This is a genomic window from Lutibacter sp. B1 (assembly GCF_012524075.1).
Classification (GTDB): domain Bacteria; phylum Bacteroidota; class Bacteroidia; order Flavobacteriales; family Flavobacteriaceae; genus Lutibacter.
Map to the genome: position 1 here is coordinate 76,842 of NZ_JAAZUI010000014.1, position 13,389 is coordinate 90,230.

At 30.6% G+C, this 13,389-nt stretch carries 14 protein-coding genes and 1 rRNA gene; 8 read left to right on the top strand and 7 right to left on the bottom strand.

Annotated elements, in window-relative coordinates; all coding sequences use genetic code 11:
• Nucleotides 1-76: 76 nt before the first annotated feature.
• Entirely contained in the window at nucleotides 77-883 is an 807-nt protein-coding gene (locus tag HGB55_RS09730) for a M48 family metallopeptidase (protein ID WP_168816705.1), read from the bottom strand.
• A gap of 73 nt (nucleotides 884-956) precedes the next feature.
• On the opposite strand from HGB55_RS09730, the gene HGB55_RS09735 reads away from it, so the two are divergent.
• Genes HGB55_RS09735 through HGB55_RS09745 form a run of 3 tightly spaced genes read left to right on the top strand, consistent with a single transcriptional unit; the run spans nucleotide 957 to nucleotide 2,926 of the window.
• On the top strand, nucleotides 957-1,838 hold the full coding sequence (locus HGB55_RS09735) for an alpha/beta fold hydrolase (protein ID WP_168816706.1): 882 nt from the start codon (nucleotides 957-959) through the stop codon (nucleotides 1,836-1,838).
• A 1-nt stretch (nucleotide 1,839) separates the two neighbouring features.
• Nucleotides 1,840-2,316: a peptide-methionine (R)-S-oxide reductase MsrB gene (msrB, locus tag HGB55_RS09740; protein ID WP_211047375.1), complete on the top strand. Its 477-nt coding sequence runs from the start codon at nucleotides 1,840-1,842 to the stop codon at nucleotides 2,314-2,316.
• A gap of 7 nt (nucleotides 2,317-2,323) precedes the next feature.
• Nucleotides 2,324-2,926, top strand: a complete 603-nt coding sequence (locus tag HGB55_RS09745; protein ID WP_168816707.1) for a YdeI/OmpD-associated family protein — start codon at nucleotides 2,324-2,326, stop codon at nucleotides 2,924-2,926.
• A gap of 129 nt (nucleotides 2,927-3,055) precedes the next feature.
• Here the strand turns inward: HGB55_RS09745 and HGB55_RS09750 are convergent, their stop codons facing one another.
• Nucleotides 3,056-4,741 (bottom strand): FAD-dependent oxidoreductase, encoded by a 1,686-nt coding sequence (locus HGB55_RS09750; RefSeq protein ID WP_168816708.1) that lies wholly within the window; start codon nucleotides 4,739-4,741, stop codon nucleotides 3,056-3,058.
• 189 nt (nucleotides 4,742-4,930) lie between these two features.
• On the opposite strand from HGB55_RS09750, the gene ffh reads away from it, so the two are divergent.
• From ffh to folD, 3 genes are read left to right on the top strand one after another with little or no spacing between them, the layout of a single operon-like run.
• Nucleotides 4,931-6,262, top strand: coding sequence for a signal recognition particle protein (gene ffh / locus HGB55_RS09755; RefSeq protein WP_168816709.1), 1,332 nt, complete (start codon nucleotides 4,931-4,933; stop codon nucleotides 6,260-6,262).
• A 54-nt stretch (nucleotides 6,263-6,316) separates the two neighbouring features.
• A complete protein-coding gene (locus tag HGB55_RS09760) occupies nucleotides 6,317-6,682 on the top strand; it encodes a four helix bundle protein (RefSeq protein ID WP_168816710.1) in 366 nt (121 codons plus the stop codon).
• Nucleotides 6,683-6,720: 38 nt separating this feature from the next.
• Complete coding sequence (gene folD, locus HGB55_RS09765) at nucleotides 6,721-7,596, top strand: bifunctional methylenetetrahydrofolate dehydrogenase/methenyltetrahydrofolate cyclohydrolase FolD (protein ID WP_168816711.1); 876 nt, start codon at nucleotides 6,721-6,723, stop codon at nucleotides 7,594-7,596.
• 123 nt (nucleotides 7,597-7,719) lie between these two features.
• Here the strand turns inward: folD and HGB55_RS09770 are convergent, their stop codons facing one another.
• Nucleotides 7,720-8,082, bottom strand: a complete 363-nt coding sequence (locus HGB55_RS09770; protein ID WP_168816712.1) for a cupin domain-containing protein — start codon at nucleotides 8,080-8,082, stop codon at nucleotides 7,720-7,722.
• Between the two features lie 139 nt (nucleotides 8,083-8,221).
• Between HGB55_RS09770 and HGB55_RS09775 the strand changes: the two genes are divergently transcribed.
• A complete protein-coding gene (locus tag HGB55_RS09775) occupies nucleotides 8,222-9,580 on the top strand; it encodes an MBL fold metallo-hydrolase RNA specificity domain-containing protein (RefSeq protein ID WP_168816713.1) in 1,359 nt (452 codons plus the stop codon).
• An 8-nt stretch (nucleotides 9,581-9,588) separates the two neighbouring features.
• Here the strand turns inward: HGB55_RS09775 and HGB55_RS09780 are convergent, their stop codons facing one another.
• Nucleotides 9,589-10,158 carry a hypothetical protein gene (locus HGB55_RS09780; RefSeq protein ID WP_211047376.1) on the bottom strand — a complete coding sequence of 190 codons (570 nt, stop codon included), beginning with the start codon at nucleotides 10,156-10,158 and terminating at the stop codon, nucleotides 9,589-9,591.
• Between the two features lie 70 nt (nucleotides 10,159-10,228).
• The gene (locus HGB55_RS09785) at nucleotides 10,229-11,740 is read right to left on the bottom strand and encodes a helicase HerA-like domain-containing protein (protein ID WP_168816714.1); all 1,512 of its coding nucleotides are present in this window, start codon (nucleotides 11,738-11,740) and stop codon (nucleotides 10,229-10,231) included.
• A gap of 105 nt (nucleotides 11,741-11,845) precedes the next feature.
• On the opposite strand from HGB55_RS09785, the gene HGB55_RS09790 reads away from it, so the two are divergent.
• Nucleotides 11,846-12,478 (top strand): 7-carboxy-7-deazaguanine synthase QueE, encoded by a 633-nt coding sequence (locus HGB55_RS09790; protein ID WP_211047377.1) that lies wholly within the window; start codon nucleotides 11,846-11,848, stop codon nucleotides 12,476-12,478.
• Here the strand turns inward: HGB55_RS09790 and cmk are convergent.
• Together cmk and rrf are read right to left on the bottom strand one after the other, a co-directional pair.
• The gene (cmk, locus tag HGB55_RS09795) at nucleotides 12,475-13,164 is read right to left on the bottom strand and encodes a (d)CMP kinase (RefSeq protein WP_168816715.1); all 690 of its coding nucleotides are present in this window, start codon (nucleotides 13,162-13,164) and stop codon (nucleotides 12,475-12,477) included. The genes HGB55_RS09790 and cmk overlap by 4 nt on opposite strands.
• Nucleotides 13,165-13,283: 119 nt before the next feature.
• Nucleotides 13,284-13,389 (bottom strand): 5S ribosomal RNA (gene rrf, locus HGB55_RS09800); the annotation flags it as partial.

The window sequence follows — 13,389 nt, forward strand, 5'->3', positions numbered from 1 at the left end:
AATGAAAAAACCGTTCTAAATTAGAACGGTTCAATATACTATTTTTTATCAATTTAATTTTTAGTAGCTTAAAAAACTATTGCATACTGTATTTTTTAGCCAATGCTTTTGCAGTTGGTAAATAATCTTTCAAATCTTTAATACGTGTTTGGTTTGATGGGTGTGTACTTAAAAATTCCGGTGGAGCTTGCGAAGCATCTGCTCTTTGGCTCATTCTAATCCATACGTTTACAGCTTCTTCAGGTTTGTACCCTGCCATAATCATAAAAACCATTCCTAATTTATCAGCTTCAGTTTCATGTGTTCTACTGTACGACAACATTCCTAATTGAGAACCAATACCATAAGCCATATTCCACAATTCTTTACTTTGTGCAGTTTTATTTGCAGTTCCGGCAGCTACAACTGCACCTCCAATTTGTTGAAGATAGGAGCTTGACATACGTTCTTGCCCGTGTTTTGCAAAAGCATGCGCAACTTCATGTCCCATAACCGCTGCTATACCATCAGTATTTTGACAAATAGGTAAAATTCCTGTATAAAAAACAACTTTACCACCAGGCATACACCAAGCATTTACAGTTTCATCTTCAATCAAATTAAATTCCCATCTATAACTATTTGCTTCAGCAACCATATTGTTAGCTCTCATAAATTGATCTACTGCTTTAGAAATCCTTAAACCTACATCTTGCACTTCTTTTGTCATTTTAGCATCAGAAGACAACTTATTTTCTTTTAAAAACCCTTCGTACTGGGCAAAACTTGTAGGTAAAACTTCAGCATCACTTACCATGTTAAAGCGTTGTCTTCCTGTTATTGGCACTGTACTACAACTCACCAGAAATAGCAATACCACAACTAAAGAAATAATTTTTTTCATTTTCAGTTTTTTTTATTAATTACATTTTTATAAAAATACAAATTCTATATTTACTGACAAAATTAATAAATAGATGAATACACCTAAAGCAAACAATATAAAACCATCAAATAATATTCCTAAAATACCCAGCTATATTATTTTTATTGGAAAATTTCTTCAATTTATATCTCCTACACTAGCTACAAAATATGCAGCTTTACTATTTAAAACTCCTTTTAGATTTAAAACTCCTGAAAGAGAAAAAATGATGGCTAAAAGTGCAAAAACAGAAACAGTGCATATTCCTTCTATCAATAAAAATGTTGTGGTTTATATTTATGGATATTCTGCAAAAAAAGTTTTATTGATACATGGATGGTCCGGCAGAGGAACGCAACTCTATAAAATTGCCGATAAATTATTAGAAAATGGTTATATGACCATTAGCTTTGATGCCCCTGCACACGGAAAATCTCCGGGAAAAACAACTATGATGAATGAATTTGTTGAAGTTTCAAAAGTCCTTGAACAAAAATATGGTCCTTTTGAAGTTACCATTGGGCATTCGTTAGGTGGTATGACTGTTTTAAACAGTATAAAACAAGGTTTAAAAGTTAAAAAAGCTGTTGTTGTTGGTGCCGGTGATATTATAACCGATATTATTTCTGAATTTATTAAAAAGTTAAAGTTGAAACCAAAAATGGTTTTATTGATGAAAAAATATTACTTTAAAAAATTGAATGAAGATATTGATAATTACTCTGCAAGTGTTGCTGCTAAAGATGTAAAAACACCAACTTTAGTTATTCACGATACTGAAGATAGAGATGTACCTGTAAGCTGTGCGCATAATATCCGCCAATATTTAGAAAAAGGTGAAATTTTAATTACTAACGGTTTGGGGCACAGACGTATTTTAAAAGATAATGAAGTTATCAATCGAATAATTGAATTTATTAAAAGAAACGATTAAAATGAAAAAATTATTTTTAATATTCATCTTATCAATAACAGTAACATTTAGTGGCTGTTCTCAAGAAAAAACTAAAAAACCTATGGATAAAAAAATAACTAAAACTGAGGAAGAATGGAAAGAGGTTTTAACTCCTCAACAATATTATATTTTAAGACAAAAAGGAACTGATGCACCAGGTGAAGGTGGTTATACCAATCATTTTGAAAAAGGAACATATTTGTGTGCCGCTTGCGGTACACAATTATTCAAATCGGGAAGTAAATTTGAATCACATTGCGGTTGGCCTTCTTTTGATGATGCAATTCCGGGAACTGTTAAATATGTTTTGGACAAAAGCCACGGAATGGTTAGAACTGAAATTATTTGTGCTGCTTGTGACGGACATTTAGGTCATGTTTTTGATGATGGACCTGTTGAAACAACAGGCAAACGCTATTGTGTTAATACAACTTCTATAAAATTTGTAAAAGAATAAAATATACATGAAAGTTACTGAAAATGCTTCAGCTTTAATTGATTACTATATTGATAATTTACCTTCTTTTTCAAAAGAAATTTGTGAAAGAATAAGAACTTTAATTCATCAATCCAATACTAATGTAATTGAAGATTGGAAATGGAAAATTCCAATTTTTTGCAATTCGGATAAAGTTTGTGGATTTGCAGCATTCAAAAACCATGTATCTTTAACCTTTTTCAAAGGTGCTGAAATGAGTGATAAACACCAACTTTTTTCAGATGATTGCAGTGCACAATTTACCAGAGTAATTAAATTTAATAATATTTCAGAAATAAAGGAAAATCAATTAGTTGAATATTTTAATGAAGCCTTTTCTATAGAAAATAAACCTACTAAAACATCAATTAAAAAAGAAATTGAAATTCCTGAATTACTTCAAAATGCCTTAAAAAATAATAGAATTGCAAAAGCCAATTTTGAAAATATGGCATATACTTACCGAAAAGAGTATGCAAGACATATTAATGAAGCTAAAAGGGAAGAAACTAAATTAAAACGCTTAAAACAGGTTATTTTTAATTTGGAAAACAATATTAAAATGCACGAACAATATAAAAAATGCTAATAAAAAAAGCTGTTTAAAAATAATCTGTCATCCTGAACCTGTCTGCCAACAGGCAGACTTGTTTTCAGAATCTAAAAAACCCTTTAATTTAGTTTAACAAATTGTAACTTCTAAACAGCCTTTTTCAACCTAAACAAATACTGCTTCAGGTTCTACAACTTCACCTCCATACATTGTCCATAACTTGTAACCTCCGGCAACATTTACAACATTTTCAATTCCATTATGCCTCAAAATAAGTTCTGCAATATAACCTCGTAACCCTCTCTGACAAAAAATAACTACCGGTTTATTTTGATTTTTAATAAAATCGATATGGTTTCTAATTTCATTTAAAGGAAGATTTACCGCATTTCTCAACGTTCCATTTTCATATTCATTTACAGTTCGAGAATCAATTAAAAGGTAATCTTCGGCATTATTCTTTTCCATAAACGCATCTAATTCTTCTACCGAAATTTGAGTGGCTTTATTTTCTAAAATATTTTCAGCAACAAAACTACTAACAACTACAGGATCTTTTGCCGGTGAAAAAGGTGGCGCATAGGCTAAGTCTAACTGAGACAAATCGGTAATTTTAAGTTTCGCATAAATGGCTGTACTCAATACATCAACACGTTTATCTACACCAACTTCACCAAATAATTCTGCTCCATAAATTTCTCCGGTTTCAGGATTATAATAAATCTCCGTAATCAAATCTTTTTGTCCAGGATAATAACCCGGAGTTGAACCCGCAACACTTAAAACTGTTTTATATGGAATATTTGTTTCGTTTAAAGCTTTAGGATTTAAACCTGTACGAGCTAACGTATAATCAAAAACTTTAATAATGGCAGTTTTATATGCTCCTTTAAATTCAATATTTTTACCAACAGCATTTGCTCCTGCTGCTCTACCTGCTTTGTTAGAATGTGTTCCTAAAGGAAAATAATCGTACTCATTGGTTTGTAAATTTTTAATTGAAACATTATCACCTGCGGCATATACATCTTTAATTGATGTTTCCATTCTTTCATTCACAATTAAAGCGCCGTTAGAAATATGTTTTGCTCCTTTTCTAAGCAATAATTCGGTATTTGGTTTAATACCAACACTAAGTATTACAAAATCGGTTTTAATTGTTTTTTTACTTTCAAGTACAACTCCTTTAATTTTTCCGTTTCCATCAATTTCAAATTCACTAACTATACTTGATGTTAAAACTTTAATTCCTTCATTTTTTAAAACTGTTTCGGCAAAATTTCCAAATTTAGGCTGCCACATTGTTAAAATTTGATTGGCACCTTCAATTAAAGTTACTTCTTTACCTGCTTCGCGTAAATTTTCAGCAACTTCAATACCAATTAAACCGGCTCCAATTACAGTAATATGTTTTGATTCGCTAGCTAAACCTTCTTTCGTAATTTTATCAAAATCAACCATAGACCTACAAGTAGACCAGTTTGTAGCAAAATTGATGTTTTTAATTGGCGGAACAATCGACTTTGCTCCGGTAGCAAAAACCAATTTATCGTACCCATAATCTCCTTTGGTTGAATAAACTATTTTATTTTCGGTATCAATATTTATAATTTCTTCATTTAACTTAACATCAATATTAAATCTATTCTTCATTAATTCTGCATCAACAACAATTAAATTACTTCTATTTTCAATTACACCTGAAAAAGCATAAGGCATACCACAAGTTGCATAACTTATATTTTCACCTTTTTCAAATAGTATAATTTCCGCATTTTCATTCTCTCTTCTTGCTTTTGCTGCTGCTGATGGACCGGCAGATAAACCACCTACAATTATTATTTTCTCCATTACTTTATATTAAATTTTAGGCAAATGTTACTCATTTTTTTTTAGTATTTTGTAACCCCAATTACTATAACGTTTCCGTAATCTAAGCTACATAAGGTTATTTTTTTATTAAAAAATCATTCCAAATAACAAGAAAACAATTAGGTACTTTTTATTATCTTTGTGCCTCTAAAAACGAAGTGAGAACCTATGTTTAATAATTTAAGTGATAAATTAGATAAAGCCTTTCACGTACTGAAAGGACACGGAAAAATTACCGAAGTAAACGTTGCCGAAACGCTAAAAGAAGTTCGAAGAGCTCTTTTAAATGCCGATGTTAACTTTAAAATAGCCAAAACCTTTACAGATACTGTGAAGCAAAAAGCTTTAGGACAAGACGTATTAACTACGTTAAATCCCGGACAACTAATGGTAAAAATTGTAAAAGACGAACTTACCAATTTAATGGGAGGTGAAACTGTAGGGCTAAACCTTTCAGGAGCTCCAACTGTTATTTTAATGTCCGGTTTACAAGGTTCGGGTAAAACTACTTTTTCAGGAAAACTTGCAAATTATTTAAAAACTAAAAAAACAAAACAAGTTTTATTAGTTGGTTGTGATGTGTATCGTCCTGCTGCAATAAATCAGTTAAAAGTTGTTGGTGAGCAAATTGGTGTTGAAGTTTATGCCGAAGAAGGAAACAACAATCCTGTTGAAATATCTCTTAATGCCCTAAAATATGCAAAAGCGAACAGTAAAAATGTAGTAATTATAGATACTGCCGGTCGTTTAGCTGTTGATGAAGAAATGATGACGGAAATCTCTAACATTCATAAAGCAGTTAATCCGCACGAAACGTTATTTGTTGTAGATTCTATGACAGGGCAAGATGCTGTAAATACAGCAAAAGCTTTTAATGATATTTTAAATTTTGAAGGAGTTGTTCTTACAAAATTAGATGGTGATACAAGAGGTGGTGCTGCATTATCTATAAAATCAGTTGTAAATAAACCTATTAAATTTATTGGTACAGGAGAAAAAATGGAAGCTATTGATGTATTCCATCCTGATCGTATGGCTGATAGAATTTTGGGTATGGGAGACGTTGTATCTTTAGTAGAACGTGCTCAAGAACAATATGATGAAGAAGAAGCCCGTAAAATTCAAAAGAAGATAGCCAAAAATCAATTCGGTTTTGATGATTTCTTGAAGCAAATTCAACAAATCAAAAAAATGGGTAATATGAAAGATTTAATGGGTATGATTCCAGGTGCCGGTAAAATGATGAAAGATGTAGATATTGATGATGATGCCTTTAAAGGAATTGAAGCTATTATTCATTCAATGACACCTGCTGAAAGAAGCGAACCTAAAGTAATTGATGCAAGTCGAAAAAAAAGAATTGCAAAAGGCTCAGGAACAACCATACAAGAAGTAAATCAATTGCTGAAACAATTTACACAAATGAGTAAAATGATGAAAATGATGCAAGGCGGAGGCGGTAAAAAAATGATGCAAATGATGAAAGGAATGGGGAAATAAGCTATTAATTTAATAGTTTTCAGTAGCAGTGTTCATAAACTGATAAATTAAAAAATGAGTTTCAAAAAGTTACTTGCCTATCAAAAAGCATTTGAACTATCTATGGAGGTTTTTGAATTAACAAAGCTCTTTCCTAAAGAAGAAACTTATTCATTAACAAATCAGATTAGAAGATCATCTAGAGCTATTTGTGCAAACATTGCTGAAGCATATAGAAAAAGACAATATATAAAGCACTTTATTAGTAAATTAACTGATGCTGATAGTGAAAATTCTGAAACACAAGTTTGGATTGATTTTTCAAAATCATGCTCATATATAACTAATGAACAACAACAATATTTAACAACCAAAAGTATAAAAGTTGGGAAACTAATTAATTTTATGATTAGAAATCCTGAAAAGTTTGGCGTTACCTAACTGCCAACTGAGACTTATTTACTGTAAACTAATAGATTATGATTTTACTTGACGGAAAAAAAACTTCAGCTGATTTAAAACAAGAAATTGCAGAATCAGTTAAACAATTAAAAGCTCAAGGAAAAAAAACACCACATTTAGCTGCTATTTTAGTTGGTACAGATGGTGCAAGTATGACGTACGTTAGCAGCAAAGTTAAAGCGTGTGAATTAGTTGGTTTCAACTCTACACTAATTGAATTACCTGAAGAAACTTCCGAAGAAAAATTACTTCAAGAAATTGAAAAACTAAATAATAATAGTGATATCGATGGTTTTATAGTGCAATTGCCACTTCCAAAACACATTGATGAACAAAAAGTGCTAATGGCAGTAAATCCTGATAAAGATGTGGACGGATTTCATCCTGTAAATGTTGGAAAAATGGCTTTGGATTTACCTTGTTTTTTGCCGGCTACTCCTTTTGGAATTTTAGAATTATTAGAACGTTATAATGTAGAAACTTCCGGAAAACACGTAGTTGTAATAGGCAGAAGTCATATTGTAGGCAGACCAATGAGTATTTTAATGAGCCAAAAACGTAAAGCAGGTAATGCTACAGTAACTATTGCTCACAGCCGAACTAAAAACTTAAAAGAAATCACTTTACAAGCTGATATTATTGTGGCTGCACTTGGAATTCCTGAATTTTTAACCGGTGATATGGTAAAAGATGGCGTAACTATTATTGATGTTGGTATTACCCGAGTTGAAGATGCCACTAAAAAACGTGGTTATCGTTTAGCCGGCGACGTACATTTCGAAAGTGTAAGCCCAAAATCGTCTTATATTACGCCTGTTCCCGGTGGTGTTGGCCCTATGACAATCGCTATGTTGTTAAAAAACACATTGTTAGCCTGCGAAAGAAAAAATTAGCACTATAAATATCATAATTAGGGCGTTACCCTATCGGGTCGCGCTTTCCGTTCTATCTTTTTGGTTATTTCAACTCCTTGCAATCACCAAAAAGGATGTCACTGCAATCGCTAACGCAAATTCTTACTCCTCTTCTCTATTCACTAAATCAATAGAAAAAGCAGGATAACAAACTGAAATATATTCACATTCCTCTTCAAAAGGATTGGAATATTGAATTCGGCTTCCTTTTAAAATTTTAATAGATTGCCCGGCTTCTAAAACAACTTTTTCTCCTTCAATAATAAATTGTTTTTTACCTTTTATAATATAAGTATATTCATCAAATTCAGGTGTTTGAAAAGGTTCACTCCAATGTGGAGGCGCAATCATATGTGCTATACTTAATTCAGAATTAATACTTGCCAACCCAAAATGCTCTTCAATCAATTTTCCATCGGTAGTAGGAACAACAAAAGGTGATTTTTGTACACTATATTTTTTCATAATACATCTTATTTCATCAAAAATAAAAAAATGAAACAGCTTAAGTCTGATAATCCTTAAAATATGTGCCAAATATCGTGATTTTATCGCTCAAAAATCGTAACTTAGGGTATATATAACTTTCCTAAATTAAAATAAAATGAAACTTACATTTTATGGCGGAGCAGGAACTGTAACAGGATCTAAAATTTTATTAGAAGTTGGTTTTAAAAAAATTATGATTGATTGTGGTCTGTTTCAAGGTTTAAAAGAATTGAGATTAAAAAACCGAGAACCATTTCCTATTAATACAAACGAATTAGACCTTGTTTTTCTTACTCACGCTCATTACGATCATTCCGGAGGTTTACCAATTTTAATAAAAAACGGCTATAAAGGGAAAATTTATTGTACCAATGCCACTAAAGATTTAACAGAAATTATATTGCTTGATAGTGGAAAAATACAAGAAGAAGACGCCAGAAGAGCTAATAAATATGGGTATACTAAACATAAAAAAGCCGAACCTTTATACACTATTAATGATGCAAAAAATACAATTCCTCATTTTGAAACCTTTGAGCTAAATAAATGGTATACTGTTGATGAAGATTTAAAATTCAAATTTTTAAATAGTGGGCATATTTTAGGCAGCTCTTTTGTTTTATTAAATATTCAAGGAAAAACAATTGTTTTTTCAGGTGATATTGGTAGAAAAGAGCCTATCATTTTAAATCAATATGAATATGTTGAAAAAGCAGATTATTTGGTTATAGAATCTACTTACGGTAATAGATTGCACAATAACAAGCCAATAACTGATAAATTGCTTAAATACATTCATACAACTTATCAAAAAGGTGGTGTTTTAATCATCCCAACTTTTTCAGTAGAAAGAGCCCAGGAAATCATCTATCTTTTAAGTATTTTAAAGCGAAAAAATCAATTGCCAAACGTGCCAATTTATTTAGATAGTCCTATGGGAGTAAACGCTACCGAAATCTATTTTAAATATCAGAATGAACATAAACTTACAGATGATGATATTAGAAGTATGCTTTCAACCGTTGAATTGGTAAGCAATTTTCATGCTTCAAGAGCTCTTGTTAATGATGATAGTCCTAAAATAGTTTTAGCAGGAAGTGGTATGATTACAGGAGGTAGAGTTCTACATTATTTGGAAAAATACATTTCAGATAAAAAAAATGCAATTTTAATGGTTGGTTATCAGGCCGAAGGTACAAGAGGGCGTTCTTTAATTTCAGGTGACTCCGAATTAAAGTTTTTTGGTAAATACCATAAAATAAAAGCTAAAGTTTATAATATTGATGCTTTTTCCGGTCATGCAGATCAAAGCGAACTGTTAGATTGGCTTTCTCATTTCAAAAACAATCCTAGATTAACTTTTATAAATCACGGTGAACCACACCAAAGCCAAGCACTTAAATCTAAAATTACTTCAGAATTAAGTTGGAGGTGTACTGTGGCAAAAATGAATAATGAATATTATTTAAACTAATTAAATAATTAATTAAACCAAATTGTAAAATACTTAATTTTAGCTATATCAGGAATCTGATCAATAGAAACTTGTTCCCTACTAAAACTATTTAACCCTAATTCTTTTTTATCAATAGCAATTGTAGCATTTAATTCATCAATAAAAAGCGTAGCAGATGTTAACGTTGTTTCTACCTTATTAACCATATAATTTTCGTTAATATCTTTAAATGTAGATAGAAGAGATAATCCTTTATCAGTCTTATAATTTGAATCAAAAATTTGTATACTTTTTATTTTTGATAGTGAATCATTCATATTAGTTGGTTCTATTTCTAATATTTTTTTACCTCCTTTAGAATATAGTATATACTCATCATTTGCGATTGAAAATAATTTTTCATCTTTCACAGGATTATCTGAGGATAAATATGATACTAAAGAGTCTTTTTCAAAAATTTTTCTAAGTTCTATAACTTTAGTTTCTTTATTTAAATATCCAACCTTTCCTTTCTCAATTAAATATTGATCATCTTTAGCGCATTGAATAAATAACACTAAAACTAAAAAAATACCTGTCTTTTTTAATATTGACATAAACATTTTGATTTTTAATATAATTTATAACGAAATTCTTTAAATTATATTTACTATATGTATAATTATTTTATATTACTCTTTTCAAAATTCCTAAAACCCCTCTAATAAAAGTAGCACTTGTTACTACTTTAAGTACAGGGTTCATTCTAGTACTTCTGCTTCTTGTTGATTTTTGACTTTTTATAGCTTCTTTTTTCTTTTTTTCTACTTCCTCTTTTTCATTAATATTTTCAATTTTTTCACTTAAAATTTCGTAAGCACTTTCTCTATCAACTAACTCATTATACTTATAATACAGCCTCGAATTATCAATAACTTGTTTCAACTCATTTTCAGTTAAAACATCCATTCTACTCATAGGTGCACGCATTAATGTTGCAGCCAATGGTGTTGGCCTTCCCTTTTCATTTAAAACAGATACAAAAGCCTCTCCTGTACCTAACTCTGTTAAAGTTTTATCTACATCATAATATTCAGATTCAGGATAATTTTCTGCAGCTAATTTTATAGCTTTTCTGTCTTTCGCAGTAAAAGCACGTAATGCATGTTGTATTTTTAACCCTAATTGAGCCAGTACATCTTCAGGTACATCTTTTGGGTTTTGAGTAACAAAAAATATTCCAATCCCTTTTGAACGAATTAATTTTACTATACTTTCTATTTGAGAAAGTAATGCTTTTGAAGCTTCTTTAAAAATTAAATGAGCTTCGTCAATAAAAATAACTAATTCAGGTTTCCCGCTATCACCTTGTTCCGGAAAAGTTGCATAAACTTCTGCTAATAATTGCAACATAAATGTTGAAAAAAGCTTTGGTTTATCTTGAATATCAGTTAAACGCAATACCGATATAACTCCATTGCCATTTTCATCAGTTCTCACAAGGTCTTTAACCTCAAAAGAACGTTCACCAAAAAATAAATCGCCACCTTGCTGTTCTATTTCAACAATTTTTCTCAAAATAGCTCCTGTACTCATTGTAGAAATTCTACCATATTCAGCTTGAATTTCCTCTTTTCCTTCATCAGTAGAGTACTGAAGTACCTTTTTAAAATCTTTTAAATCAAGTAACGGAAGTTTATTATCATCACAATATTTGAAAATAATAGAGACTATACCACTTTGCGCTTCAGTTAAATCTAAAATTCTTGAAAGCAATACTGGACCAAATTCTGATACTGTTGCTCTTAAACGAGTTCCTTTTTGTTCAGATAAAGTTAATACTTCAATAGGAAACTTTTTAGGTTCAAAAGGTAAACCAATTGCTGCATGGCGTTCATCAATTTTAGCATGTCCTGCACTTGGCTGTGCCAAACCACTTAAATCACCTTTTATATCCATCAATAACACAGGAATCCCTTTTTCTGATAAATTCTCAGTCAGCACTTGTAATGTTTTAGTTTTACCTGTACCCGTAGCACCTGCAATTAATCCATGTCTATTCAATGTTTTTAAAGGCACCTTTACAAAAGCATCTTTTACTGCTTCCCCATCTAACATTGCTGATCCTAAAATAATTGCATCTCCTTTTGTAGTATAACCTTTGGTAATATGATCAAAAAAAACTTCTTTTCTATCCATTGTTTATATTTTCGATAAAAATAAGATATAAAAGTTAAATTAAAAATTTCAATAGAAATTAAGTTCAATATATTTATTATACATACTTATAGTTATATTTGCACCATGATTAATGAAAGCACACAACAACTTATAAATAAAGGAGAAATGCTTCCTTTAATGGAGGAATTTTATACTATTCAAGGCGAAGGATTTTATACCGGTAAAGCTGCTTATTTTATTAGAATTGGAGGATGCGATGTGGGTTGTCATTGGTGTGATGTGAAAGAAAGTTGGAATTCAAAAATACATCCACCAACAAAAACAAATGATATAGTTAATAATGCTGTTAAATATGCTAATACCGTTGTGGTAACAGGAGGAGAACCTTTAATGTGGAATTTAGATTATTTAACAAATTCTCTTCAAAATAAAAATATAAAAACACATATTGAAACATCCGGTTCATATATATTGACTGGGAAATGGGATTGGATCTGTCTTTCCCCTAAAAAAAATAAACTTCCATTAGAAGGAATTTATAATCAGGTAAATGAATTAAAAATTATTGTATACAATAAACATGATTTTATTTTTGCTGAAGAACAAGCTGCAAAAGTTTCAGATAAATGTGAACTATTTTTACAACCGGAATGGAGTAAACGAGAAAAAATGACTCCACAAATTATTGAATATGTGATGAAACATCCTAAGTGGAAAATTTCTTTACAAACACATAAATATTTAAATATTCCTTAGTTATTTATTTTCTCAATAACAATTGTATATATTTTTTCAAATTGTTCTTCTAAAGTTAAGTCAGAATTATCAATTACAATGGCATCATCTGCCTTAACTAATGGAGAGTCTTCACGTGTAGAATCAATATGATCTCTTTTTATTACATTCTCTAAAATTTCATCGTAAGTAACAATATCACCTTTACCAATCAACTCATCATATCTTCTTTTTGCTCTTTTTTCAGCTGAAGCTGTCATAAACAACTTTACTTCAGCATCAGGAAAAACAACTGTGCCAATATCTCTGCCATCCATTACAATTCCTTTATGAATTCCCATTTGTTGCTGTTGTTCAACCAATTTTTTTCTTACTTCAGAAATTTCAGAAACTTTACTTACTAAATTTGAAACTTCCAAACTCCTAATTTTAGTTTCTACATTTATACCATTTAAATGTACTTCAGCATAACCTAGTTTATCATTAAATTTAAATTCTAAATTGATGTGTTGTAAATTTAAAATGAAGTCATCTTTATAAAAAAATTCATTTGAAATAAAGCCCTTTTGCATTGCATACAAAGTAACTGCCCTATACATAGCACCCGTGTCTACATAGATATAATGAAGCTTATTTGCTAATTGTTTTGCTACAGTACTTTTACCTGTTGATGAAAATCCATCAATCGCAATTATAATTTTTCTCAATTTTTTTTATCTACTTAAATGAAGTGCAAAATAACGTTAAATGACAAATAAAAACTAAAATTTAAGGTATATTTTATAAACAAAAAACCCTTCAACGGGATGTTGAAGGGTTTTCAAAAGCAAGGCGGTGACATACTCTCCCACCAATGGCAGTACCATCTGCGCTGATAGGCTTAACTTCTCTGTTCGGTATGGGAAGAGGTGAGCCCTATCGCTATAACCACC